The sequence below is a fragment of the Pseudomonas pisciculturae genome, assembly GCF_015461805.1.
GTDB classification, from domain to species: domain Bacteria; phylum Pseudomonadota; class Gammaproteobacteria; order Pseudomonadales; family Pseudomonadaceae; genus Aquipseudomonas; species Aquipseudomonas pisciculturae.
Genome location: NZ_JACVZE010000010.1, coordinates 169376 through 194442, shown reverse-complemented (window position 1 = coordinate 194442; position 25067 = coordinate 169376). Strand labels below are relative to the sequence as shown.

General features: G+C 60.8%; 19 protein-coding genes and 2 pseudogenes. 7 read left to right on the top strand and 14 right to left on the bottom strand.

Annotated features, from left to right (window positions below):
* Positions 1-25: 25 nt before the first annotated feature.
* Positions 26-982: an ABC transporter substrate-binding protein gene (locus ICY20_RS24860; protein WP_194938860.1), complete on the bottom strand. Its 957-nt coding sequence runs from the start codon at positions 980-982 to the stop codon at positions 26-28.
* A 311-nt stretch (positions 983-1293) separates the two neighbouring features.
* Here ICY20_RS24860 and ICY20_RS24855 point away from each other — a divergent pair, with 311 nt between their 5' ends.
* On the top strand, positions 1294-2163 hold the full coding sequence (locus tag ICY20_RS24855; protein ID WP_159957514.1) for an isocitrate lyase/PEP mutase family protein: 870 nt from the start codon (positions 1294-1296) through the stop codon (positions 2161-2163).
* A gap of 28 nt (positions 2164-2191) precedes the next feature.
* Here ICY20_RS24855 and ICY20_RS24850 read toward each other — a convergent pair whose 3' ends face one another.
* Together ICY20_RS24850 and ICY20_RS24845 are read right to left on the bottom strand one after the other, a co-directional pair.
* Complete coding sequence (locus tag ICY20_RS24850) at positions 2192-3301, bottom strand: aryl-sulfate sulfotransferase (RefSeq protein WP_194938859.1); 1110 nt, start codon at positions 3299-3301, stop codon at positions 2192-2194.
* Positions 3302-3363: 62 nt separating this feature from the next.
* Positions 3364-4338 carry an ABC transporter substrate-binding protein gene (locus ICY20_RS24845; protein ID WP_194938858.1) on the bottom strand — a complete coding sequence of 325 codons (975 nt, stop codon included), beginning with the start codon at positions 4336-4338 and terminating at the stop codon, positions 3364-3366.
* 47 nt (positions 4339-4385) lie between these two features.
* On the opposite strand from ICY20_RS24845, the gene ICY20_RS24840 reads away from it, so the two are divergent.
* Positions 4386-5483 carry a GlxA family transcriptional regulator gene (locus ICY20_RS24840; RefSeq protein ID WP_324187964.1) on the top strand — a complete coding sequence of 366 codons (1098 nt, stop codon included), beginning with the start codon at positions 4386-4388 and terminating at the stop codon, positions 5481-5483.
* A gap of 340 nt (positions 5484-5823) precedes the next feature.
* Complete coding sequence (locus ICY20_RS24835; RefSeq protein ID WP_159957506.1) at positions 5824-7146, top strand: OprD family porin; 1323 nt, start codon at positions 5824-5826, stop codon at positions 7144-7146.
* Between the two features lie 43 nt (positions 7147-7189).
* Here ICY20_RS24835 and ICY20_RS28500 read toward each other — a convergent pair.
* From ICY20_RS28500 to ICY20_RS24825, 3 genes and pseudogenes are all read right to left on the bottom strand, one after another.
* Positions 7190-7666, bottom strand: a pseudogene (locus tag ICY20_RS28500) (methyl-accepting chemotaxis protein); the annotation flags it as partial.
* A 111-nt stretch (positions 7667-7777) separates the two neighbouring features.
* A pseudogene (locus tag ICY20_RS28495) lies at positions 7778-8455 on the bottom strand (PAS domain-containing protein); the annotation flags it as partial.
* Between the two features lie 269 nt (positions 8456-8724).
* Entirely contained in the window at positions 8725-8973 is a 249-nt protein-coding gene (locus ICY20_RS24825) for a CsbD family protein (RefSeq protein WP_105521589.1), read from the bottom strand.
* A gap of 144 nt (positions 8974-9117) precedes the next feature.
* On the opposite strand from ICY20_RS24825, the gene ICY20_RS24820 reads away from it, so the two are divergent.
* Together ICY20_RS24820 and ICY20_RS24815 are read left to right on the top strand one after the other, a co-directional pair.
* Positions 9118-9249 carry a DUF2256 domain-containing protein gene (locus ICY20_RS24820; RefSeq protein ID WP_194938896.1) on the top strand — a complete coding sequence of 44 codons (132 nt, stop codon included), beginning with the start codon at positions 9118-9120 and terminating at the stop codon, positions 9247-9249.
* A gap of 169 nt (positions 9250-9418) precedes the next feature.
* Positions 9419-10243 carry an SDR family oxidoreductase gene (locus ICY20_RS24815; protein WP_159957502.1) on the top strand — a complete coding sequence of 275 codons (825 nt, stop codon included), beginning with the start codon at positions 9419-9421 and terminating at the stop codon, positions 10241-10243.
* Between the two features lie 39 nt (positions 10244-10282).
* Here the strand turns inward: ICY20_RS24815 and ICY20_RS24810 are convergent, their stop codons facing one another.
* From ICY20_RS24810 to ICY20_RS24780, 6 genes are all read right to left on the bottom strand, one after another.
* Positions 10283-11188, bottom strand: a complete 906-nt coding sequence (locus ICY20_RS24810) for a LysR family transcriptional regulator (protein WP_159957500.1) — start codon at positions 11186-11188, stop codon at positions 10283-10285.
* Positions 11189-11447: 259 nt separating this feature from the next.
* A complete protein-coding gene (locus ICY20_RS24800; RefSeq protein ID WP_159957498.1) occupies positions 11448-12458 on the bottom strand; it encodes an aldo/keto reductase in 1011 nt (336 codons plus the stop codon).
* 107 nt (positions 12459-12565) lie between these two features.
* Positions 12566-13459 carry a LysR family transcriptional regulator gene (locus ICY20_RS24795; RefSeq protein ID WP_159957496.1) on the bottom strand — a complete coding sequence of 298 codons (894 nt, stop codon included), beginning with the start codon at positions 13457-13459 and terminating at the stop codon, positions 12566-12568.
* A gap of 110 nt (positions 13460-13569) precedes the next feature.
* A complete protein-coding gene (locus tag ICY20_RS24790) occupies positions 13570-14733 on the bottom strand; it encodes an efflux RND transporter periplasmic adaptor subunit (protein ID WP_194938856.1) in 1164 nt (387 codons plus the stop codon).
* A gap of 1 nt (position 14734) precedes the next feature.
* Complete coding sequence (locus tag ICY20_RS24785) at positions 14735-17899, bottom strand: efflux RND transporter permease subunit (RefSeq protein ID WP_194938895.1); 3165 nt, start codon at positions 17897-17899, stop codon at positions 14735-14737.
* Positions 17900-17957: 58 nt separating this feature from the next.
* Positions 17958-18296 (bottom strand): antibiotic biosynthesis monooxygenase family protein, encoded by a 339-nt coding sequence (locus ICY20_RS24780; RefSeq protein ID WP_194938855.1) that lies wholly within the window; start codon positions 18294-18296, stop codon positions 17958-17960.
* Positions 18297-18674: 378 nt separating this feature from the next.
* Here ICY20_RS24780 and ICY20_RS24775 point away from each other — a divergent pair, with 378 nt between their 5' ends.
* The gene (locus ICY20_RS24775) at positions 18675-20594 is read left to right on the top strand and encodes a sigma-54-dependent Fis family transcriptional regulator (RefSeq protein ID WP_194938854.1); all 1920 of its coding nucleotides are present in this window, start codon (positions 18675-18677) and stop codon (positions 20592-20594) included.
* A gap of 54 nt (positions 20595-20648) precedes the next feature.
* Here the strand turns inward: ICY20_RS24775 and aldA are convergent, their stop codons facing one another.
* Positions 20649-22085 carry an aldehyde dehydrogenase gene (aldA, locus tag ICY20_RS24770; RefSeq protein ID WP_194938853.1) on the bottom strand — a complete coding sequence of 479 codons (1437 nt, stop codon included), beginning with the start codon at positions 22083-22085 and terminating at the stop codon, positions 20649-20651.
* Positions 22086-22151: 66 nt separating this feature from the next.
* A complete protein-coding gene (locus tag ICY20_RS24765) occupies positions 22152-24308 on the bottom strand; it encodes a PQQ-dependent dehydrogenase, methanol/ethanol family (protein ID WP_194938852.1) in 2157 nt (718 codons plus the stop codon).
* 271 nt (positions 24309-24579) lie between these two features.
* Here ICY20_RS24765 and ICY20_RS24760 point away from each other — a divergent pair, with 271 nt between their 5' ends.
* A complete protein-coding gene (locus ICY20_RS24760; protein ID WP_159957484.1) occupies positions 24580-24960 on the top strand; it encodes a RidA family protein in 381 nt (126 codons plus the stop codon).
* The last annotated feature ends 107 nt before the right edge of the window (positions 24961-25067 follow it).

Here is a 25067-nt window from a genome sequence, read left to right as displayed (position 1 = left end):
GTGTCAGGTATTCCTTGCAGCGCGTTCAGGGCTGTTGTTTGGCGACGGCGGGTTGTAACGAGGCCGAGAAAGAGGCGTCGAACAGGCTGGCTGCCGGGTAAGACTTGACCAGGCCCTGGCCTGCAAAGAAGTCCACGGTCTTTTGCGCCTCCACCGGCGACTGGGCTGTCAGTGGCTCAACCGTTGTGCGTGCCCTGGCAAACCAGGCGCGGGCAATGTCGGCGTCGGCCCGGGTGCGCTTGGCCCACGCATCTGCGTAGGCGTCGGTGTTGCTTGGGCTTTGGGCGGTCCACTCGCGGGCTTTCTTCAAGCGTTGGAGAAAATCGCTGATCTGTGCGCGCTTGGCGTCCACAGCCTTGGTGTTGGCGGCAATGTAACTTTGGGCCGGAATCAACCCCTCAGCGGTCGCCAGCACACGAGCACCCTGTCGCTCTTGCTGCGTAACGTAGGGTTCCCAAGTGGCGATGACGTCAACCGAACCGCCTTCCAGTGCGTGGGAAGCGTCCAGTGCGCTGAGGTAGCGCAGCTCCAGTGAATCCCGTGGCACGCCAGCTTTGTCGAGGGCGGTGAACAGCAGTTGCTGGCTCCAGGAGCCCTTCCATACGGCGGCGCGCTTGCCCTTGAGGTCGGCGAGGCTATGGATCGACGATTCTTTTTTCACCAGGATGGCCACGCCCTCCAGGTTTTGCCGGGTGACGGCAATCACCTTGATCGGAGCGCCCAATGCGCCCAGGAACAACACCGGCGCATCCCCCAACAAACCGATATCCAGGCTGTTGGCGTTCAGTGCTTCGGCCACCGGCGAGCCGGCGGTGAATTGCTTCCATTCAAGGGTATAAGGCAGATCGTTCAACACCCCCGCCGCTTCCATTACCGCCTGGGCGTTGTAGCTTTGGTCGCCCACCACCAGGGTTTGCGCCTGCGCCGTCAGGCACAGCAAGGTAGCGGCTATGCCGGTCGCCAGTTTCGTCAGGTAACGCACGTTCGTCTCCAGATGTCTTGATAGACAGTTCAGGTCGATCCGCGCGCGCGGTCTCGGCAGTATTCATGAGGGGGTCACCATGAAGGGCTGAGCGCTGGATGTAAAATACTAATAATGCATAACCTAATTCAGTAATAATGCGCTATATGCATTTAGTGCGTGAGCTGTGCCCTATTGAGGTGCACCCGTATGTGCATTACGCATAGCCCATTCTCAAACGTCATAATCCTGCGTTTTCCTACATGGTAGTCTCACAGGTCTACCAATAGGCATTGATCGTATGCAGTCAATGGCCCCAACCAGGAAAGATCATGCCGAAAAAGTCTCACACAGCCCTGCGCCGTAATTTCCGTGAACTGCTTGCAACGCCAACGTGCGTTGAAACCGCTTCTGTCTTTGACCCGATGTCTGCACGCATTGCCGCCGACCTGGGTTTTGAGGTTGGCATCCTGGGAGGCTCCGTGGCCTCGCTTCAGGTACTGGCAGCGCCCGATTTCGCGCTTATCACGCTGAGTGAGTTTGTCGAGCAGGCCACCCGTATTGGCCGCGTCGCCCAACTGCCGTTCATTGCCGACGCCGACCACGGCTACGGCAATGCCTTGAACGTGATGCGCACTGTCGAAGAGCTTGAGCGCGCCGGCGTGGCCGCGTTGACTATTGAAGACACCCTGCTGCCTGCGCAATTCGGGCGTAAGTCCACCGATCTCATCTCTATCGATGAAGGCATCGGCAAAGTCCGCGCTGCGCTCGAAGCACGAGTTGATCCAGAACTGTCGATCATCGCCCGTACCAACGCCGGCGTGCTGCCGACCGAGGCGGTGATCGAACGCACCCAGGCGTATCAAAAAGCCGGTGCCGATGGCATCTGCATGGTTGGCGTGAGTGATTTTGATCACCTGGAAAAGATCGCTGAGCACCTCACGGTACCGCTGATGTTGGTGACCTACGGCAACCCCAAGCTGCATGACGCAGAGCGTCTGGCCAGCCTTGGCGTACGCGTGGTGGTAGCCGGTCACGGCGCTTACTTTGCGGCGATCAAGGCCACCTATGACAGCCTGCGCGCCCAGCGCCAGTTGACCCACAGCACCTCCAACCTCAGTGCCACTGAGCTGACCCACACCTACACGTTGCCGGAAAGCTATGTGGCGTGGGCTGAAGAGTTCATGGACGTCAAAGAGTAATCACGTCAACAGCTGGCTCACCGTTTGGTCAATCACGTAGCCAGGGCAGATCTTGGCGCTGGTAACGGTGAGCGCGGAAGATCGCGTTGTTTTCCCCCGGTAGGTAGCGACGGGACGCTTCATCCGGGTAGGTGGCGAAATGCGGGTTGATGTATTCCCACACCACGTCGCCAGCCGGTGTGACTTCGAACAAACGGCCGAAGTTGGCCTCGGTCACCAGCGTATTGCCGTTATGCAACCGCTGGGCGCCCCCCATGAACGGCGTGAAAAAGGCATAACCTGGCGTGTCGGCGTATTGCCATTCGATGCGCTGTGTCAGCGGGTCAATTTCGAGGATGCGCGAATGCGGCATGCTGATATGCGGACGGGAAATACCGTTATCAAACACCAGCACATTGCCGTTTTCCAGCTCGCTCGGGCAGTGCTGCTGCGCCACCAGGTCGTGGCCCAGACGCCACAACACCTCACCGCTGCCACGCTGCACAGCAATCACTGACGAGACACTTCGCAGGCTGAGAATGACCTTGCCATCGCGGCCTGGCGACACCGCATTGGTCATCGGCCAGTGGTAGCGCTCGAAGGTGTCATGCAGCGGGTAGTCCTCAGGGTTGAGGTGCTCCCAGCTGCGCCATTCCCACACGACTTGGCCTTGGCGATCGACCTCCTTGACTACGTCCGCGTAGATCACCCCTCCTGCGGCCTCGCTGCCGGGAACCCCGCCCACCACGCGGCTTGCCAACTGAGCACTCAACGGTTCGACGGTGGTGTACAGCAGGTTGCCATTGTCCAGCCATTGGGCGTCGTGATGGTGCAGCAGATCAGTGTGTTGCCACACTACTTCGCCTTCTGGGGTGACTTCGCTGAATGCGCCGCCGTGCCATACCGCCCAGCCTGGGAAGAGTTCAGGGGAATCGGGGTGATTGCCGTTGTAGCCGAGGTTGCCGTTGGGCAGGATCACAGCATCGCGACCAGGCCGCTGGGGCAACTTCCAGCGGTGTACGACTTCGCCCTCCAGGTCGATCAAAAACACGTTGCCATCGGCTGTTTGCGGAGCAAACAAGGTGTAGCCGCCGGCGCTGCGGGCGTGGTCTACGCCGATAAGACCGGTCTTCTGACGCTTGAGCGTGGTGCGGTGCATGGCTTTTCTCCAGGTGCAGGAACCCCTGCCGGGCGTAGGCCGGCAAGGCTGAAAACGAACAGTCAGTTAGGCGTTGGCAGTAAGGCGTTGAAGTGCGAGTCGAACATATGTTCGACGTCCAGCGGCTGTGGGATCACGCGCTCAGCGGCGAACATATCCGCAATGCGCTGTTGCAAGGCGATCACTGATGCGTCTATGGGGGCGTAGCTCAGGTTCTGGTGGGCCAGCATGTCGCGCACCAGTGGCACCGGTAGTCGAGTGGTCTGGGCAAACACTTCGGCCCAGGCATCCGGGTGTGCGGTGGCCCAGGTTTGCGCCCTTGCCAGTCGCGCCAGCAGGTCGCCAGCCTGCGCGGCGCGATCAGGATCCGCCAGGGCCTTGATACTGGCTACGGTGAAGTTCTGCCCGGCTTCCGGCCACGAGCTGCCGTCAACCAGTATGCGTGCCCCACGGGAAGTCGCCTGCCCGACAAAGGGGTACCACACCGACCACGCCTCCAGCCGGCCACTGGCGAAGGCGTTTTGCGCATCAATCGGGCTCGCGTAGGTAATGTTCACATCCCGCGATGTCAGCCCGGCCTGGCGTAACGCCGCCAACAACAGGTAATGCCCGCTGGTGCCTTTGGCGACCGCCACGCGCCTGCCCTTCAGGTCGGCAACTTGCTGGACGCTCGACCCTTCGGGCAGCAACAGCGCATTGTTGTTCTGTGCCCCCTTCGCCACGCCGATGATGCGCACATCAAACCCACCCGCCTGGGCAAAGATCGGCGGCGCGTTGCCCACTACGCCGACGTCGATTGCGCCTGCGCTCAGGGCTTCAAGTAACGTGGTGCCGGCTGTGAACGGGTGCCACACCAGCGCATCCGGCAGGTCCTTGTCCTCTCCTGCGGCGTGCAGCATGGCTTGGATCAACCCGCTTTGATCGCCCACATGCAGGGCCGCCGACACCGGTTGCACGACCAACGCCGTCGCCAGGCACGCCAGCACGAGCAGGCGCCGCAACAGGGGGTGCTTGGCAGCGTCAGGTTTTAGCGTCATTGTCGTGGCCTCATTTTTGCGTTGAACCCAGTATGTCGAGGCTCGCCGTGCCGCTCCATGCCAAACACCCCTCCTTTCCTGCCACGTCGGACAGCGCCACACGCACGGTCGTCGTACTCGCCTTTGACGACCTGCTGTTGCTCAACGCAGCCGGGCCACTGGAGGTGTTCGCAGCGATTCCGCGCCTGCTCGGGGGTGACTTTGTCGCGCAGCCACCTTATCGGCTGCTGCTCGCTTCACCGCTGGGCGGGCAGATCACTTCGGTCTCCGGCATCAGCGCCACCACGCTGTCGCTGGAACAGGTCGACCACCAGGCGCCGGTCATTGATACGTTGATTGTTGCGGGCGGCCCGGGCATGGCGGCGCTGGAAGCGAACGAGCAGGCCTGTGCCTGGCTAAGCCGGCGCGCGCCCCACATTCGCCGGCTGTGCTCGATCGGCACCGGTGCTTTCGCATTGGCCGCCGCCGGGCTGCTGGATGGGCGCAAGGTGGTGACTCATTGGAAATTCGCCGAGGAATTACAAGCACGCTACCCCAAGGTCATCTGCCAGACCGACGCGTTGTACCTGCATGACAACAATCTATGGACCTGTGGCGGAGCCACCGCCGGTATCGACCTGGCCCTTGGGTTGGTCGAGCACGATCTCGGCCCACAGGCCGCACTGGCACTGGCCCGCTATTTCACGGTGTTCCTGTGGCGCTCGGCACAACAACCGCAATTGAGTGCCTCGCTCAACGCCCAAACCACCGCCTTGCGCACCGACCCCGATGTGCGGCTGGCGCGCCTGCATGCCTGGATAGCGGGGAACCTCAATGGCGACCTACGGGTGGAGCAGTTGGCTGAGCAATTCGGCATGAGCCCGCGCCATTTTGCACGGGCCTATGTAGCTGCCACGGGTGAGACACCGGCTCAAGCGGTAGAGAGTTTGCGCCTGGAGGCGGCCTGTCGCGTACTGGCGACAACCAGTGAGCCCATCAAGCGGATTGCCGAAACGGTTGGCTTTGGGCGTGAGGAGCGCATGCGGCGCGTGTTTCAGAAAAAGCTGGGCACCAGCCCGCTGGGTTATCGCAATCAGATGAAGGCTGCGCCCGCTAACGTGACCCCGTTTGCGATGGGTATCGCACTGCAAGGCTTGGCGTACTAAGTTCAACCAAGCCACTCACTAAACAACAACGCCAACGAAAAAATCCGCCGCAATATCTGCGGCGGCAACCAAAGGATGTTGTCGAAGCAGAGCGGCTAAGACAAGCCCTACCCTACGCCCCTCGCCGATTAAAAAACGTGAAGTTTTATTAATCGAGTTTCATCCTCTGCCCCGCTGCAACCCCCGCAAACTGTGCTTAGAATCAGCCTCGGCAACCACGCCGAACACAATAAAAAACCGTAACGCCTCACTTACCAAACTCTGCCAAAAAACCTTTTGCACCTTTCAAACAGTGCGGTGTTTCTGTGCGCGCGTTCATTATCCTGGGGAAGCTAATTACATGATCAAACAGTCGAGCCTGTTAGCACTGGCCGTGTGTGCCGGTATCAGTCAGATGGCCTTTGCCGAGTCCGTGACGGACCAGGCCGATTCCAAGGGGTTTGTCGAGGGCAGCAGCCTCACCGGCTTGTTGCGTAACTACTACTTCGACCGCGATCGCCAAAGCAACAAGGCCGATAACCGCGATTGGACCCAAGGCGCGATGCTCAACTACGCCTCGGGCTTCACCCAGGGCACTATCGGTTTCGGGGTCGATGCCTACGCCTACGGCGGGCTGAAACTGGACGCCACCCATGAGGACGCGGGTACCGGCGATTTGCCCACCGACCGCCATGGCGACCCGCAAAATGCCTACGGTTCCGTGGGCGCTGCGGTGAAAATCAAGGTGTCCAAAACCGAACTGAAATTCGGTGATATGCAACCCACTGCCCCCGTCTTCGCTACGGGCGGTACACGCCTGCTGCCGCAGACCGCCACCGGTTTTGACTTGACCAGCAGCGAAATCGCCGGGCTGGACCTGGAAGCCGGGCACTTCACCAGCACCAACAGCGGCATGACCAGCAATCATGACCACGATATCTATGCGACCTACGCCAATATCCCCGCCAGCAGTGCGAGCTTTGTCGGCGGCAAATACACCTTCACGCCGTCGCTGAGCGCGACGCTGTATGCCGGTGAGCTGCAAGACATCTGGCGCCAGTACTACACCAACCTCAACTACGTGATCCCGCTGGCGCATGACCAATCCCTGGCGCTTGATGGCAACCTCTACCGCACCCTCGACACCGGCAGCGCCAAGGCCGGTGCGATCAACAACACCACGTACTCGTTGGCGGCGGCGTATTCGTTTATGCAGGCCCACACACTGACGTTGTCGTTCCAGAAAGTGCATGGCGACACGCCGTTTGACTACATTGGCACCGGCAACAACGGCGCGGGCGAAGGCGGCGATTCGGTGTTTTTGGCCAACTCGGTGCAATGGGGCGACTTCAACGGCCCGGGCGAGCAGTCGTGGGGGATTCGTTATGATTTGAATATGGCCAGCTATGGCGTGCCGGGGCTGAGTTTCATGGGCCGCTACATCAACGGTTCCGACATCGACGGCACCCACACACCGGAGCACAGCGCGTATGTCAACGACTACGGCTCGGATGGCGCGCACCACGAGACCGACCTGGAAGCCAAATACGTGATCCAGAGCGGCCCTGCAAAAAACCTGTCGCTGCGGGTGCGCGATGCCATCGTGTCGTCGAATGCCGACCAGGGCGATGGCAAGTTGAACGAGCTGCGGCTGATCGTCGATTACCCGTTTACCCTGCTGTAGCGGCCAGGGTGCGCCGGCCCTGCTGCTGGCCGGCGTATCCTGATCAGCCCATCCAACCTGCGGCAGTTTTGGGAATGACGTCCGACTCGTCCAGCTTCGACGCAAACATACTGACGGCTTCGACCGCATCACTGGTACTGGTGCGAATCTGCAAGATCACGGAGCCGGCCTGGTCCGCCAGGCTAACGCCTCTTTGTGCGCCTTCCTGGGTCGCTTGCATGCTGCTCACCGCGTCGCGGGTTTCAGAGAGGATCATACCGATCATCTCGGCAATTTCTGCCGTGGAGCGACTGGTACGCCCGGCCAGTTGCCGCACCTCGTCAGCCACCACCGCAAACCCACGCCCTTGATCCCCTGCCCTGGCTGCTTCGATGGCCGCATTGAGCGCCAGTAGGTTGGTCTGGTCGGCGATGCCGCGAATGGTATTGACGATGGCGGTGATTTGTTCAGAACGTTCGCCCAGCTGCCCTACTAGCCTTGCAGATTCGCCAATGTTGTCGGCAATGCGGCGCATCTCGGTGGCGGTCTCCTGGATCACTTGGGTGCCATGTTCGGCGAAGCGCTCGGTCTCGGAAGAAATATGGTAGGCCCGCGACGCGCCACGGGAATCTTCCTCGAACTTTTCTACACGCTCGGTGATGTCGCTGGCGAACTTGACGATCTTGATCAGCTTACCGTCGCCGTCATACACCGGGTTGTAACTGGCCTCCAGCCACACCACCCGGCCATGTTTGCCCAGGCGTTTGAATTGCCCGGTGAAGAACTCGCCGTTGTTCAAGCGGCGCCAGAAGTCGGCGTATTCGTGGCTGTTGATCAGCTCGTTTTCACAAAACAGACGGTGCTGTTTGCCTTTGATTTCGGCCAGGGCATAACCCATCACATTCAAGAAGTTGGCGTTGGCGTCCAGCACCACACCACTCAAGTCGAACTCGATCACCGCCATGGCGCGATCAAGGGCGGCCAACTTGCTGTGGATAGCGGCCTCTTGCTCGACCTTGTGGGTGACGTCGAGGGCATACTTGACCACTTTCAGCACCTGGCCTCGGTCATCGAGCACCGGGTTATAACTGGCTTCGAGCCAGAGGGTACGGCCTTTGGCGTCCACCCGCTTGAACGTGCCGGAGACAAACTTGCCCGCCTTGAGATCGGCCCAGAACTGGCTGTAGGCCGGGCTGTTGGTCAGCGCCGGTAGACAAAATTCACGGTGAGGCTTGCCGGCCAACTGATCAGCTGTATAGCCCAAGGTTGTCTGGAACTTATCGTTGGCCCGCAGCACCTTGCCGTTCAGGTCAAATTCGACCACAGCCATGGAGCGCTCCAGTGCGCCGATCAGTCCTTTGAATTCGGTGGTTTCGGCCGTCCTGGCAGCGAGTTGTGTTTTGAGTGCTTGATTGAACATGCCGTACCCTCAGCCGCGCGAAAAACCGTGTGTATTGATTCGCTATCGGCTGAGGAATACCTGACTTTACGCGGCGCGAGAGGATTATTTTCTGGCGTCAACTTGCCGGGCAAGCAGGGCTTTACGCCCAAGGGCGCAAGCCGTTAAGGAACGCCCCTACGCGAGTCCTCTCATTCGGCTCAGCGGCGAAACAGACGGTCCATCACCAGCAGGGCCACCGCGCCAATTGCAATCGCGGCGACTGGTTTCTCTTTGACGAACGCAGATACGCTGTCCAGTGCATCGCCATAGGTTTGAGTCAGCTGGCCGGCCGCTTGGCGTCCAGCCCCTTCGGCTTCCAGCTTCGAGTCCCCAAAAAGTTTTCCAACGACGCTCTGTGCCTTGCCTGCAACCTTTTCTGCTACACCTTCGACTTGTTCACTCTTCATACATCACCTTACTTTTGCGTGTAATGGGACAACCCAGGGTCAGCCTGAGCCGGCGGCTATCTGCACAGCATTAGGGGGATGACCGCTGGGATAGGTTCAAAATTTATGCTGAGAATGCTGACCGACATCAACAGGGGGGTGATTGTGAAAAAAAGCCAGCTTGCGGAAAAAACCTGCGTGACATGCGGCCTTGCTTTCACATGGAGAAAAAAATGGGCGCGCTGTTGGGATGAGGTTCGTTATTGTTCGCAGCGCTGCCGGCGCACCAAAAAATGAGCCCAAAAAAAGGGCCATCAACGACGAGGAACGTTTGAGCGGCGACTCTCGTCAGGCCTGATTCCCTCAACTGCTGAATTCAACTCACAAGGGCGCGTTCAATCGTGCGGCTAATCACCGAGCGTTTCTCACCGTAAAGTTGCGTCAAGACATTCCAGAGACTACGAAAATGACCGATGTAACTGTGGTAATTGGCGCTGGTTCGATTGGCCAAGCCATCGCCCGCCGTGTCAGCGCTGGCAAACATGTGGTACTCGCCGACCTGCGCGAAGACACCGCCAAGGCCGCCGCCAAGGTATTGAGCGATGCCGGTTTCGAGGTCTCCACGTCATCGGTTGACGTGTCGTCGCGCGCATCTGTGCAGGCACTCGTCGCGTTCTCGGCAAGCATCGGCGACATCACCGGCGTCATCCATGCCGCCGGTGTTTCACCGTCCCAGGCTGCACCTGCGACCATTTTACGGGTCGACCTGTATGGCACAGCCCTGGTCCTGGAGTTGTTCGGTGAAGTCATTGCCAAAGGAGGGTCCGCAATCGTCATCGCATCGCAGTCAGGCCATCGTTTGCCAGCCCTTACCGCAGAGCAGAATAAAGCCCTGGCGTTGACGCCGACTGAGGATTTGCTCGGGTTGCCGATGCTGCAACCCGACCGGGTAACCGACCCTCTGAATGCCTACCAGATCTCCAAACGTGGCAACTCCCTGCGCGTTGCTGCCCAGGCGGTGCGCTGGGGCAAGCGCGGCGCGCGGGTGAACACCATCAGCCCTGGCATCATCTTTACACCGTTGGCGCGGGATGAGTTGTCAGGGCCGCGTGGAGACGGTTACCGACGCATGATCGAATCCAGTGCCGCCAAACGCGGGGGCACGCCCGATGAAGTGGGCGCCGTAGCGGCATTGCTGATGGGGCCTGAAGGTACCTTCATCACCGGTAGCGATTTTCTCATGGACGGAGGCGTCACTGCCCATTACTGGTACGGTGAGTCACAACCGTAATCGTCCAGTGCGGGCACTTGACGCGTGGGCTCGCGGCGCCTATTTCAATTGGCCGCGTGCCCATTCACGTACAGCCTCGGCGAACATTCGCAGGGCCATCGGCGGGTGCCGGTTGGCCGGGTAATACAGGCACGCGCCTGGATAGTAAGGGCCCCAGTCGGGCAATAGATGAACCAGGCGACCGGCCCGCAGATGATCCTCGACCTGATGCTCCGGCAGCCACGCAATGCCGATACCGGCCAACGCCGCTTCCGTCATCAGGTTGATGTTGTCCATTGTCATTGGCCCATCGACGTCAATGCTGGCATTTCTTCCCTGGTAACCCAGGTCCCAGCGAAACAAGGTACCGCTGGCGAAGCGAAAGCGAATGCAGCGATGGTCCTTGAGGTCATGCGGTACAAGGGGGGCGGGATGCCGGTTGAGATAGTCGGGCGAGGCTAGCGCCGCAAAACGAATGTCCGGGCCGAATCGGATCGCGATCATGTCACGGGGCACATCATCGAACAGACGGATACCGGCATCGAACCCATCCGCCACGATATCGACCAGGCGACTGTCCGCGATGCATTCAATGTGGATCTGAGGGTTGTCGCGCAAAAAATCAGGCATCACGTGACGGATCAGCGGTTTGAACGATGATTCCGACGCGCTCAGCCGTAACGACCCGGAAGGCGTATTGCGCTCTGAGGTCACGTCGTTCACCGCGCATTCAAGATCGCCCAACAGCGGTTGCACGCGATTGAACAGCTGTTCCCCCGCCTCCGTCAGTGCTACCGAGCGAGTTGTGCGGTTGAACAAACGCAGCTCCAGGCGAGATTCCAGGCCCCGCATGGAATGGCTCAGCGCCGACGCCGACACGCCAAGAATCTTGGCGGCCCCGCTGAAGCTGCGTTGCTCGGCAATGGCGACGAAGGCCGTCAGCTCAGGAAGGCCAGCACGGATCATTAGTGAATTCCCCTCAGGTGTGCATGAGGCAATGTGCCAATTGTTGAGTGATGCACAGGAATTCAAAGTGTACCAATCAGTTACCTGGTTGCGAAGGAGACGAAACATGCAGAAACGTCATTTGGGTAAAAGCGGACTCCAAGTCTCAGCCATTGGCTTGGGTTGCATGGGCTAGAGCTTCGCTTACGGCTCGGCACTGGAACGCGAGGCAGCACCCGCTCACTTGCCAAAGAACGTCAACCGCTGAGGCTCAGTCGCTTCAACCGACTTTACGACCTTCAACCGGGTAGCCCGGATCCGTGAAACCATGGGTCGACGCGTGGCCCGGCACCACCAGGCTGTCGACCAACTGTTCATCATCCGGCCCCAGCGCCAGCCCTAACGCATCCATGTAGCTGTCCCAGTGAGCTTCGGTACGAGGGCCGGCGATCGCTGCACTGATCAGTTGATTTCTCAACACCCAGGCGATGGCAAACGCCACGGACGTAGTGCCCCGATCAGTAGCGTGCCGGGCGATGGTCTGCGCAATTTGCAGGGATTCGGGGCGCCATTCGGTCTGCTGGATACGCTTGTCGCCACGCCCTGCCCTCGTATCAGCCGGCGGCGGCGCGTCCACGGGGTACTTGCCACTGAGCACGCCACGGGCAAGCGGGCTGTAGGGAACAACGCCAATGCCGTAGTTGCCGGCGACCGGTAGCTGTTCGACCTCGGCGCTTCGATTGACGATGTTGTACAACGGCTGGCTGACCGTGGGCCGCTGGATGCCCAGCGAATCGGCAATACGGACCATTTCGGCGATTTTCCAGCCATGGAAATTGGACACCCCGTAATAGCGGATCTTGCCCTGACGAATCAGGTCGTCAATCGCTCGCAAGCCTTCTTCCATCGGCACATCACTGAGGGTGCGGTGGAAATACAGGATGTCGATATAGTCGGTATCCAGGCGTTTGAGGCTGGCCTCTACGTTCTGGATAATCCACTTGCGCGACTGCCCCTGCTGATTCGGGCCTGCATCAGTCGACGACGGATAACCGAACTTGGTGGCCACCACCCAGTTGTCACGCAGCGCTGCAATGGATCGGCCGACGACTTCCTCGGAACGCCCGGCATGGTAGGCGTCAGCCGTGTCGATAAAATTGATGCCGGCGGCACCGGCCTTATCGATGATGCGTTTACTGGTCGCTTCGTCGGTCTCGCCGCCAAACATCATGGCACCCAGGCACAACGGCGATACTTTCAGGGCACTGCGGCCCAGGTAACGGTAATTCATCATTAACCCTCTAAGGCGTTTGAAAGATGAATTGATCCTAGTGCCATTCCAGTCAGTGATTAAGGTGCAGGAAAAGGATACGGCTATGAGGCGGGCTCATGAATGCTTCAGGCCTTGTAGCGCAGTGCATCCACGACCAGGCTGAGTGCCCGCGATGACTGTCGCCGACTGGGGTAATAAATGTGCAAGCCCGGAAAGGTCGGGAACCACGGCTCCAGCACCCAGCAAAGACGCCCGGCGGCAACGTGATCTTTCACCAGGTCTTCAGGCAGATAAGCCACTCCACAGCCATCCAGTGCAGCCGCGAGCATCGGGTAGGTGCCATTGAACGTGAGTTGCCCCTGCACTCGCACTTGCATTTCGCGGGCCCCGTTTGCCAGTTCCCATGGGTAACAACCTCCATGGGTTGGGAGCCGCAGATTGATGCAGTTATGCGCAGCCAGGTCTTCCGGAGCCTGTGGCGTCGGGTGTGCGTGCAGATACGCCGGCGAGGCGACCATCGCCATGCGCAGATCAGGGCCGATCCGGACCGCAATCATGTCCTGGGCAACCTGATTGCCCAGGCGTACGCCAATGTCATAGCGCTCGGCAACAATATCGGTCAGGCCATAATCGGTGGCGATTTCGATGTTGATATCGGGAAACCGTGGCAAAAACTCGGCGAGACGCGGCCACAGCACCGAGTTCGCCGCGTAGTCGGTGGCTGATATACGCAGGGTCCCGCGAGGCGAATCACGCAGCTCGACCACTTCGGCAAGGCCCGCCTCGATCTCTTCGAAACGCGGCGCCAGCTTGTTGAACAGATGCTCGCCGGCTTCCGTCGGCGCCACGCTTCGCGTGGTACGCGTCAGCAGACGTACGCCGAGTCTGGTTTCCAGGGAGCGGATGGTATGACTCAGCGCTGATTGCGAAACGCCGAGTTGCGCGGCCGCGCGCGTAAAGCTGCGCTCCCGTGCGACGGCCACAAACGCCAGCAGGTCGGCATATCCTTCACGCGCCATTGATGAGCCTCATTCATAGAGTAATCGACCTAAAGCATATCCCAGATCATGCTGCACTAATGGCAGCCACGACGCTGTCAGGAATCCAGGTCGACACCAAAGCCAACGCGTCACTCTGAAGCCGTGATCTCAGCCCGCATGATTCGTACCTTGTCACCTGAACTTAACCCGTCGGGTGGGTTGGCAATGACCTGGTCGGCCTGCCTGACCCCGTCCGCGAATTCAAGGTAGGTGCCGTAGTCACGGGTCACCGTGACCGGCTTCAGCTGCACGGTGCCGGTGTCATCGACCGTCGCGATCTGCACGCCGGCCTTGCCAACGATCAGCGCGCTGGGAGGGAGGCTGAGCGCAGTGGGTGCAGGCGTACCTTCAAACAGCACAGAGGCAAACGATCCGGGCAGCAAGTCTCCACGCTGGTTTTCCACGCTCAGTTGAACGCGCATCGCGCCGGTTTCAACATCGACGGCCTGGGCCAGGGATCGCACCGTGGCATCGAATGTCTGTCCCGGGCGTTCCGGCACGCTGAGTGTGGCCCGGGTACCGACTTTTATCCACGCCAGTTGACGCTGCGGGACGCTGACATAGACGCGCAGGCGGCTCACATCGGAGACCACGAACAATTCGCTGCCAACGGTCATCCCGACATTGATCAATGCGCCGACATCGGTGTTACGGGCAGTCACGACCCCGTCAAACGGCGCGACAATCCGGGTATAACCCTGCAACGCCTGCAACCGATCGACGTTGGCTTGCGCTTCGTTGACTTGGGATCGCTTGGTGGCGAGGTCGCCGCGGCGCTCCTCGACTTCCTGAAGGGATACCGCTTCGCTCTCTCGCAGTTGCTCCCAGCGTTTGGCGGTGGTGCCGGCAAGGGACATTTCGCTGCGGGCAGTCGCCAGCGCTGCGCGCGCCTGGCGCAACTGCTGGTCCAGGTCGGGGGCATCGATCTGCGCCAACAGCTCGCCGGCTTTGACCCGTGATCCTATGTCCCGGTCCCACTGCTTCAAGTAGCCGCTGACCCGCGCATACAACGGCGCCCGCGACCAGGCTTCGATACGCCCTGGCAGTTGCAACGAGGCCGGCATGACCCGCTGGGGGACAACAAGTGCAACCGTGGCGATCCGTTTGCGCTCGGCCATCTGCTCCAACTGACCCGCTTGCGAATGGCGGCTTGCCCAGCCAACGATAAGGATGACGCCGGCCGTCGCCATTGCCCCAACGATCAGCACAAGGCGCCCAGATGGGCTGCGATCAGGGTGGGTTTTCACAGGCATCTCAGATTGCTCCAGGGACTAAGTGCGGCTTGGGTTCAGTACGAAAATCATTGCGGTGCGCCACGCTGAACAGCACCGGGACAAACAACAAGGTTGCGACGGTCGCAAACAACAGGCCGCCGATTACGGCGCGCCCCAATGGGGCGTTCTGCTCACCGCCCTCCCCCAGACCCAACGCCATGGGCAGCATGCCGAGGATCATTGCCAGTGCCGTCATCAATACCGGGCGCAGTCGAGCGATACCGGCTTCCAGCGCTGCGGCTGTCGCATCACCCAGCACGTGCAGGCGCTCGCGGGCAAAACTGATCACCAGCACGCTGTTGGCCGTGGCTACCCCCATGCACATGATCGCCCCGGTCAACGCAGGCACCGACAACGTGGTGCCCGTGGCGAAGAGCATCCAGGCGATCCCGGCAAGCGCGGCGGACAGGCCAGAGACGATGACCGCTGGATCCACCCAAGATTGAAAATTGACCACGATCAACAGGTAGATGAGCACGACGGCACCCAGCAAGCCGTACAACAGACCGGAGAACGCCCGTTCCATGGTCTGGACCTGGCCCATCAGGTTGACCGTGCTGCCGCGCGGCACTTCATCGGCCATCTGCGCAATGATCTGCCGGATGTCCTTGGCGACAGCACCGAGGTCGCGGTCTTGGGTGGCCGCATGGATCTGCACCATGGGTTGAACGTTGTACTGGCTGACCATGCCGCTGCCCGTTGTGCGCTTGAAATCCGCGACCGCGCCGAGGGTCGTGACGGTCGCGGCGCTGCCGTTGCCCACCGGCAGGTTCGCCAGGGCCGCCAACGAATCCAGCTTTGGCTGGGGCGTTTGCAAGACGATGGGGTAGCTCACGCCGTTGGTGGGGTTGAGCCAGTAGGTCGGTGCGACCTGGCTGCTGCCGGCCAGGTTGACCACCAGGCTGTTGGTGACATCGCGCGTGGTCAAGCCCAGCAATTGAGCCTGGGTACGATCCAGGTCGACGTTGAACACCGGCGCCTTGTTCGATTGCAGGATGCGCGCGTCGGCCAGGCCCGGCACCGTGCGGATCCGCTTGAGCAGTTGCTGCGCGTAGGCAAAGTTCGCGTCAACATTGTTGCCCCTGACCTGGATGTCGATGGGTGCCGGGGCACCAAAGTTGAGGATCTGGCTGACAATGTCCGCCGGGGGGAACGAAAACGTGCTGTCGGGGAATCGCTCAGGCAAGACTTCACGGAGCTTCTTCACATAGCCAGCGGTCGGCTGGTGGCCTGAGCGCAGCGCAATCTGGAAATCGCCGTCCTGGGAGCCCATGACCCCTGTATTGTTGTAGGTCAGGTTGATGTTGCTCGGTGGCAGGCCGATGTTATCGACCAAGGTGGTGATTTCCTCAGCCGGGATGATGCTGCGTATCGCCTCTTCTATTTGCGCAAACCGTGAGGCTGTCTCCTCCACGCGAGTGCCCACCGGTACGCGCACATGCATCAGGACCTGCCCGGAATCCACCGTCGGGAAAAAGTTGCTGCCAATGAAGGGCACCAGGCCAAACGAGAGTGTCACCACCGCCATGAAGCCCAGCAGGAATGCTTTACGGCGGCGCAACGCACCTTCGAGCACAGACTGATAGCGCTGGCGAAGCCGATCAAAACCGCGTTCGAACCCGCGCTGAAAACGTACCAGCGGATTGCGCGAAGCCGGTTGGCGTTCAGGATGGGCCTGATGCGGTTTCAGCAGGTACTTGGCCATGGTCGGCACCAACGTCCTGGACAGGATAAAGGAGCAGATCATGGCGAAGATCACGGCTTCAGCCATGGGGACGAACAGATACCGCGAAACCCCTTCAAGAAAGAACATCGGAACAAACGCGATGCAGATACACAGCAGCGACACGAATGCCGGCGTGACGATCTGGTGTGCGCCGTCCAGGATGGCCGTCTCGACGTCCTTGCCCTGCTCCAGGTGCCAGTTGACGTTTTCGATGGTCACCGTGGCGTCGTCCACCAGGATCCCGATGGCCAGCGCCAACCCTCCGAGCGTCATCAGGTTGAGGGTTTCACCCAGGGCCGCCAGGATGATCAGCGAACCCAGGATCGCCAAGGGAATTGACACCGCAATGATCACCGTCGAGCGCCAACTGCCGAGGAACAGCAAGATCATCACGCTGGTCAGCGCCGCAGCAATGGCCCCTTCGAGCACAACGCCCTTGATGGCGGCACGCACGAACAATGACTGATCGTTGATCGGCTGCACGACCAGCGCCTGCGGCCAGCCCGGCTTGAGCGCTGCGATCTGTGCCCGGATGCCATCGACAATGGCCAGCGTCGACGCCGAGCCATTCTTGAGCACCGACATCAGCACTGACCGGCTACCGTCGACATGCACGATATTGGTCTGCGGGGCATTGCCGTCATGCACATCGGCGACGTCGCGCAGATAGATCGTGCTGCCGTTCACCACTTTGACCGGCAGCAATCCCAACTCATCGATCGCCGAAGGCGCACCGTTGAGCTGCAGGGTGTATTCCAGCTCGCCGATCTTTTGGCTACCTATTGGCACCAGAATATTGTGGGCCGCCAACGCGGCAGATACGTCCTGGGCCGAGAGCCCCCGGGCCTGCAGCGCAGCAGGGTTCACGTCAATCTGAACCTGGCGTTGTTTGCCACCGTAAGGCAACGGCATCACAACGCCCGGCACAGTAATCAGGGGCGTTCGAACGGTGTTCATACCCAGGTCGAACAATTGCTGCTCCGACAACCCCTCCCCCGAAAGTGCCAGCTGCAGGATCGGCACCGTCGCCGCGTTGTAGTTGAGGATCACCGGCGGCTGGATACCGGCGGGCATCTGCCGCAGTGCAACCTGCGATGCCGCGGTGATCTGCGCGTTGGCTACGGCAATGTCGACGCCCGGCTGGAAGAAAATCTTCACGACGCCGACGCCAGGGTAGGTATTGGATTCTATGTGCTCGATGTCGTTGACTGACGCCGTCAGCAGCCGTTGAAAAACCGTAGAGATGCGCCCCGCCATCGGGTCGGGTGGCAACCCGGTGTACTGCCATGCCACCGCAATCACCGGTATCCGTATCTCCGGAAAAATATCGGTAGGCGTGCGCATGGCAGTCAGGGGGCCGACAATCAAAACGAGTAAGGCCATCACTACAAATGTAAGGGGGCGGCGCAAGGCCACCATCACGGTACGTATCAGCACTGATGACTCCGATAACAAATCGACGACAGGTGAATTCAGTTCAGAGATCGAGGGCTGCGCGGTTGGCGCTATCGTCTTGCGCGACAGCGGGTTCGGGAACGAAGCGCCAAAAAATCAGCTGGGCCCCCGCGTCGACCAAGCTGTTGAGCAGCTGCATCATCGGGTCGCTCTTGAACGAGCGGTTCATCCGGTCTTCACTTTCCCAGTAGCCGGTAAGCCACCAGAGGCCGACCTCCCGCGTGCTTTGGGTCAGTGTGTACTCCAGGCATCCTGCACTCAGTTGGAGTGTCTGGAGGCAAGACCTGGCGGTCTCTTCGAAGGTCGATTCGACGGCTTCGGACAGGCGAATTTCAAGGGTGTTGACACATTTGATCGCCATCGGCTGATCCTGCTTGATTGGCTCAGCGCGAATCTAGCGGTGACCCGGCAAAGCGACTACGTCACTCAGTCGATATACCCATGTGAGCGCGGCTCATGAATGAACTCATCGCCGCGTATCTGTTGACGTTGGCAGTGTGGGTACTCTGTCGCGGATACAATTTGAAATCATTGACAGCCTCTTCCACTGAGTCGGCTTTCACCACGTTGACCGCATCGCTGGAGGCCGATGACTTGGCCCATATATGAGTCGTTAAACCAAAGCAGTATGGAATACCCCGCGACACCGGCTATGGTAGTCATCTGTCATACGCTAAACCCGACAACAAAAAATCACCGTGAATTCCGCTACGGGTTTTATAGGTGATGGGAGCTCTCCATGACTCAGCCTATCGCGCAGACCAGCCCCGGCGAACTCGCGGCGTTCGTCAACGATCACTTCTGCGCTCGCGGTATTCAGCCTGATGCTGTGATCGCGCAATCCTGGTACCGCAGCGTGGTCGAGCATCGCCTCGACCCCGGCGCGGCCAGTCGCCAGAACGTACTCTGCGCCGAAGACATTCGTCGCCATCAGCAGCAGCACCAACAATACCTTGCGATTGCCAGCCAGGGCCTCAACGGTTTGGCCCGTCGCGTGGTGCCGGCCGGTTTTGCGGTGCTGCTCAGCGATGAGCACGGTGTGACCCTCGACGCCCGGCTGCCCAGCCAGGACCGGGCCTACACGCGCTCCGGCCTGGTGGTGGGCGCGCGCTGGGATGAATCCATCGTGGGCACCAACGGAATCGGCACCACGCTCGCCGCCGCGCAGCCCTTGATCATTCACCGTGCGGAACACTTCCTGGCGGCCAATGCGGGCCTGAGTTGCTCGGTGGCGCCGATATTCGACGCCCAGGGCCTGCTGCGCGGGTGCCTGAACGCCACGTGCCTCAATAGCGATGGCCCACGGGAAAGCCAATACCTGACGTTGCAACTGGTGATCATGTACGCGCGCCTGATCGAAAACGCGCACTTTCGTCAGATGTACCGCGACCGCCTCACACTCTCCCTTAAACCCATCGATGAGATCGCCGACCTGGCCAACGAGCAATTGCTGGCCCTGGACGAGAGCGGGCGGGTCATTGGTGCCAATCGTGCAGCGTTTGTGGCCGCAGATGAAGCGCGAGTACCGGCCCTGCTGGGGACGCCGATTGGCAGGCTGCTACCGGCCAGCGTGGATGAGCTGCTGCAATTCACCCAAGGCGGCGCCCGCGGCGTGCGTTTGCGTGCCCTACAGGGTGAAGCGTTGTTGGACGTGGGCCTGCGTATTCCGTCTATCCAGCATCGCCCTGCGGCGGTTGCCGCAGCGCCGCGCCCTACCCACCCGGACCTGCAGCAACTGGCCGGCGGCGACCCGACGTTGCAGCGCAGTGTCGAGCGCGTGCGCAAAATCATCGATAAAGGCATCTCGATCCTGATCACCGGCGAAACCGGCACCGGCAAGGAAGCCTTCGCCCGCGCGATCCATCAGGCCAGCAGCCAGCAGCGGGGGCCGTTCGTGGCGCTCAATTGCGCTGCGATTCCGGAAGCGCTGATTGAAAGTGAGTTGTTCGGCTACCGTGCCGGCAGCTTCACCGGTGCCAGCAAGAAGGGCATGAAAGGCAAACTGGAACAGGCAAACGGCGGTACCTTGTTCCTCGACGAAATCGGCGACATGCCGGCCCACCTGCAAACGCGCTTGCTACGCGTATTGGCCGAGCGTGAAATTTCCCCCTTGGGCGCCAAAGCGCCTGTGCCGCTCAACGTACAAGTGATCTCGGCCACTCACCAGAACCTGGAGACCATGATCCGTGAGAAGCACTTTCGCGAGGATCTGTACTACCGACTGGCCGGCATGAATCTGGCACTGCCCGCGTTGCGCCACCGCGAGGACCGCAGCCTGCTGCTCGACAGATTGCTTGCCGCCCAACCTGGCGCTGAGGGCGTACAGCTGACGCCTGAGGCCCGCGATTGCCTGCTGGGTTACGAATGGCCGGGCAATATTCGCCAACTGCTCAACAGCCTGCGCTATGCCGTGGCCCTGGCTGAGCACGGCAGCCTCGACAGGGACTGCCTGCCCACGGAGGTGTTGGTGGGTGCGCCCGCCCCTGCCGGCAACCTGGCCGATCAACTGGGCGATAACGAATCACGCCACCTGCAGGCAACCTTGCGCCAGCATCGCTGGAACATCAGTGCCGCCGCCGCGCAGCTGGGGATCTCGCGCTCCACGTTGTACCGCAAGATGAAAAAACACGCGGTCATCGCGCCGAACGATCAGCCTTGATCAGTGGCGAGAGCGCAAGCGCCCTCGCCCCAGGTTTTGCAGCTTCTATGGCTTCTAGATCTGGATATACACCACATGGGTATGGGTGTACTCGTACAGCCCATGCTTGCCATCTGCCCCGCCAATCCCCGACTTGCGGGTGCCCGCGTGGAAGCCTTGCATGGCCTCGAAGTTTTCACGGTTGATGTAGGTTTCGCCGAAGTCCAGGCGGTTGCTGGCCTGCATCGCGGCGCTCAGGCTGCGGGTGTACAGCGATGAGGTGAGCCCGTATTCACTGGCATTGGCCAGAGCAATGGCTTCGTCCAGGTCTTCGACAATCTGGATCGGCAGCACCGGCCCGAAAATCTCCTCGCGCATGATCTCCATGTCGCTGTTGCAGCCTGCCAGCACCGTCGGTTGGTAATGAAAGCCCTGCCCCTTGTCAGCCACCGCGCCGCCCGTGATCACCTGCGCACCCTGCCCTGTCGCGGTCTTGACCATGCGGGCGACCTTATCCAGCGCGGCCTGGTTGATCAGCGGCCCCATGTCCAGGTCCTGTTCGGCCAACGGGTCGCCATAGCGTGTAGCCGCCATCGACGCGGCAATCTGTTCGATAAACGAATCGGCGACCTTGCGCTGCACATAGACACGCTCGGCGCAGTTGCAGACCTGGCCAGTGTTGATGATGCGCGATGCGGTGATGGCCTTTGCAGCCAGGTCCAGGTCGGCATCCGCCAGTACTATCGCCGGGGCCTTGCCGCCCAGTTCCAGGTTGAGCTTGGTGATATTCGGCGCTGCCGCTGCCATGATCCTTGAACCCGTATCGACGCTGCCGGTGAAGCTGATCAGGTCGACACCGGCGTGGCTGGTCAAACTGTGGCCGACCGTCGCGCCCGTGCCGCTGACCACGTTGAACACCCCTGCTGGCAGGTCGGTTTCGGCCACCAGCCGTGCAAATTCAAAGCAGTTGATCGGGGTTTCTTCGCTGGGCTTGATCACGATGGTATTACCGGTGATCAGTGCCGGCGCCATCTTGCGGGCGATCAGGAAGAACGGGAAATTCCACGGCAACACGCCGGCGACCACGCCCAAGGGCTTGCGCAGCAGGAAGATGCTTTCGCCCACCCGGTCGCTGGTCAGCACTTCGCCTTCCAGGCGCCGCGCCCACTCGGCCATGTAGTCAAGGTAGTCGGCGGTAAAGTTCACTTCCACCCGGGCCAGCCCAAGCACCTTGCCTTGCTCGGCCGTGATGATGTGCGCCAGGCGCTCGGCGTTGTCGCGCACCTTGGTGGCAATCGCACGCAAGTAGCCGGCACGCTCGATGGCCGGGCGTGCGGCCCAGGCCTTTTGCGCCTGGCGTGCGGCGGCGATGGCAGCCTCGACCTGGTCGTGGCTGGCCTGTGGCACCCGCCCCAACAGTTTGGCATTGGCCGGGTTATGGACGTCGATAAGCTGCTCGCTGGGCACGAAGGCGTTGGCGATGAAATTCTGGTAGTCGTTCAATTCAGGCATGGTTGTGCTCTCGCAGACAAAGTCAAAACACGCGTGCCCGCCCTTGGGCCGGCCCGCACGGGGCCGTTACTGGGCGCTGAAGGTTTTCCAGACACCGCCTTCTTTTTTCAGGTCGTGGCTGCGTTTGATCAGGTATTGATGGATCTGGTCCACCTGCTCAGGGGTAAAGGCGTCGGCAAACGACGGCATGCCATCGGGTACGCGACCGCCAAACAGAATGCCGAGGAACATCTGGTGTTTTTCCTGGGTCAGCTTGCGCAGGTCCGGCAGCACGCCGCCGCTGACGGCATGGATGCCGTGGCACTGCGAGCAATAACCGTCATAAAGCTTGGCGCCGGCCTCGATCGACGCGGTGTCGGTGCTCAACGCCGGCGGCTCAGGGGTGTTGGCAGGCGGCGCGGGTTCACGCAGTTTCGCCGTGCCCCCGAGCTTGTAGGTCAGCACCTGGGAAAACGGCTGCACCCCGGCCCGCAGCGACAAGGCCCCGGCGAACGTTGAAAACGCGCCGCCCCAGCCGGCCATGAACGTGACGTATTGCTCACCGTCCACGCTGTAGGTGATCGGCGCCGCCATCACGCCGCTGGCGGCCGGTTGTTCCCAGAGCTTCTTGCCGGTGTCAGCGGCGTAGGCAATTACCCGCCCGTCGGCGCTGCCTTCGAATACCAGGTTGCCGGCGGTGCTCAGCGTGCCGCCGTTGAAGATGGTCACGTAGGGCACTTCCCAGGCAGCCTTTTGCTTGACCGGGTCCCAGGCGATCAACTTGCCCGACCAGCCCTTGGCCATTTCCAGCAGGCCCTCGGCGTTCTCGGGCATCATCCCCGTGCGCAGGCCCAGCTGGTACATGCTCTTGAACGGGTTGCGCTTGGGTGCTTCGGGTATGTGTTCGTAGTAGGCGGACATGATGTGCGCCGGGATATACACCAACCCGGTGTTGGGGTTGTAGGACATCGGCTGCCAGTCGTGGGCGCCCCAGAAAGCCGGCGTGACCAGCTTGCGCTTGCCGTCCTTCCAATAGGCGGCGTTTTCCTCGTCGAGAATCGGCCGCCCGGTTTTCATGTCCATACCCTTGGTCCAGCTCTGCGGCACGATGCCCTTGGCCGAGAGCAACTCGCCAGTGGCACGGTCGATCACATAAAAGAAGCCGTTCTTGGGCGCCTGCATCAGCACCTTGCGTTGCTTGCCGTCAATCGGCAGCTCGGCGAGGATCATGTGCTGGGTGGCGGTGTAGTCCCAGGCGTCGCCCGGTGTGGTCTGGTAATGCCAGGCATATTCGCCGGTGTCGGCGTTGACGGCGACGATTGAAGACAGGAACAAGTTGTCGCCCTTGGCCTGGCTGCGCCATTTGGGGTCCCACATCGACCCGTTGCCGACGCCGATGTACAGCAGGTTCAGCTCCGGGTCGTAGGCAAATGAGTCCCACGCGGTACCGCCACCGCCCTGTTCGACGAAGGCGTCGCCGTGCCAGGTCTTGGCGGCAATCTCCATGGCCTTGTCTTCTGGAGGCAGCTTGGGATCGCCGGGCACCGTGTAGAAGCGCCAGGCCTGCTTGCCGGATTCTGCGTCGTAGGCGGTGACGTAGCCACGCACACCAAATTCGGCGCCGCCGTTGCCGATCACCACCTTGCCGTTGACCACGCGAGGCGCGCCGGTGATGGTGTAGCTGCGCTTGTGGTCGGCCCGGGTATCCACCGACCAGGCCAGTTGGCCGGTCTTGGCGTCAATGGCCTCCAGGCGCCCGTCGAGCACGCCGACATACACCTTGCCCTTCCACACCGCCACCCCCCGGTTCACGGCGTCGCAACAGGCTTCGCCCGCGCGGTTGCGGTCGGATTTGGGGTCATATTTCCACAGCAACTTGCCGTCTCGCGCATCCAGGGCATACACCACGGAAAACGGCCCAGTGGTGTACATCACGCCATCCACCACGATGGGCGTGGCTTCCACACCACGATCCAGGTCGAGCTTGTAGCTCCACGCCAGGCCCAACTGGCCGACGTTCTGCGCGGTGATGTTAGTGAGCGGGCTGTAGCGCTGTTCATCATAGGTACGCCCGGTGCTCATCCAGTTACCGGGCTCCTTGTCGGCAGCGATAATGCGCTGGCCGTCGACGTTGGCCGGCACGTCTTGCGCCCAGGCCGGCGCAGTACTGAGGTGAATGGCCAATGCGACAAACAGGACGTTGAGCGGCTTCTTGCAAGCGGTGGCGAGGCTGGTCTGCGGCATGGAGAACTCCTGATTCTTATTAGTAGCGAAGCATTCGCGCTGCGCAACAGGAGCTCAGCAACCCCCATGCCATGTCCATGGCCGGCCTGAAGGTGCCTGTTTAAAGGGGTTTCGGGGGTGACTTAGGATTTTCGAGGGCGCGACAGTTGTCGCATGCGCTGCGACAACTGCGTCATCGTTGCTACACAATTTGGTTGCTGGCCCGGTTTGCCCCAGACGCGCTTTTCGAGGACCATGGGCGCCTTCTGTTTACCGCCAACAAGAGGCGCCCATGGCCAATCAAGACCTGTCCTACACCCCCGACCCGGATGCCGACTCCATTTCGTCCGACGTGATCGGCTTCAACGGCATCCTGGTCTCCACCCAGATCCCGACCCGTGCCGATGGCAGCCTGGAGCTGGGCGACGTGACGCTGCAAAGCGAATGCACCCTGCAAGCGCTGAAAGTTGCCCTGGAAAAAGCCGGCAGTTCGATGGACCGGGTAATGCACCTGACTATCTACCTCACCGACATGGCCGACCGCGCTGCATTCAACGAAGTCTACAAGCGCTTTTTTGCCAAGCCATGGCCGGTGCGTGCGGCGGTGGGCGTGGCCGCGCTGGCGGTAGAAGGCATGCGCGTCGAAGTGACTGCAATGGCCGCAAAAGCCTAAGCCCAACTCGTTCAAAAATGTGGGAGGGGGCTTGCTCCCGATAGCGGTGTGTCAGTCAGAACTGTAATAACTGACACGCCCTCATCGGGAGCAGGCCCCCTCCCACA

Coding starts and splice junctions, on each gene's coding strand:
- ICY20_RS24845 (WP_194938858.1), bottom strand. CDS start 4,338: ATGACGCTAAAACCTGACGCTGCCAAGCACCCCCTGTTGCGGCGCCTG.
- ICY20_RS24785 (WP_194938895.1), bottom strand. CDS start 17,899: ATGGTGGCCTTGCGCCGCCCCCTTACATTTGTAGTGATGGCCTTACTC.
- ICY20_RS24815 (WP_159957502.1), top strand. CDS start 9,419: ATGACCGATGTAACTGTGGTAATTGGCGCTGGTTCGATTGGCCAAGCC.
- ICY20_RS24760 (WP_159957484.1), top strand. CDS start 24,580: ATGGCCAATCAAGACCTGTCCTACACCCCCGACCCGGATGCCGACTCC.
- ICY20_RS24780 (WP_194938855.1), bottom strand. CDS start 18,296: ATGGCGATCAAATGTGTCAACACCCTTGAAATTCGCCTGTCCGAAGCC.
- ICY20_RS24825 (WP_105521589.1), bottom strand. CDS start 8,973: ATGAAGAGTGAACAAGTCGAAGGTGTAGCAGAAAAGGTTGCAGGCAAG.
- ICY20_RS24795 (WP_159957496.1), bottom strand. CDS start 13,459: ATGGCGCGTGAAGGATATGCCGACCTGCTGGCGTTTGTGGCCGTCGCA.
- aldA (WP_194938853.1), bottom strand. CDS start 22,085: ATGCCTGAATTGAACGACTACCAGAATTTCATCGCCAACGCCTTCGTG.
- ICY20_RS24835 (WP_159957506.1), top strand. CDS start 5,824: ATGATCAAACAGTCGAGCCTGTTAGCACTGGCCGTGTGTGCCGGTATC.
- ICY20_RS24800 (WP_159957498.1), bottom strand. CDS start 12,458: ATGAATTACCGTTACCTGGGCCGCAGTGCCCTGAAAGTATCGCCGTTG.
- ICY20_RS24775 (WP_194938854.1), top strand. CDS start 18,675: ATGACTCAGCCTATCGCGCAGACCAGCCCCGGCGAACTCGCGGCGTTC.
- ICY20_RS24810 (WP_159957500.1), bottom strand. CDS start 11,188: ATGATCCGTGCTGGCCTTCCTGAGCTGACGGCCTTCGTCGCCATTGCC.
- ICY20_RS24855 (WP_159957514.1), top strand. CDS start 1,294: ATGCCGAAAAAGTCTCACACAGCCCTGCGCCGTAATTTCCGTGAACTG.
- ICY20_RS24765 (WP_194938852.1), bottom strand. CDS start 24,308: ATGCCGCAGACCAGCCTCGCCACCGCTTGCAAGAAGCCGCTCAACGTC.
- ICY20_RS24850 (WP_194938859.1), bottom strand. CDS start 3,301: ATGCACCGCACCACGCTCAAGCGTCAGAAGACCGGTCTTATCGGCGTA.
- ICY20_RS24790 (WP_194938856.1), bottom strand. CDS start 14,733: ATGCCTGTGAAAACCCACCCTGATCGCAGCCCATCTGGGCGCCTTGTG.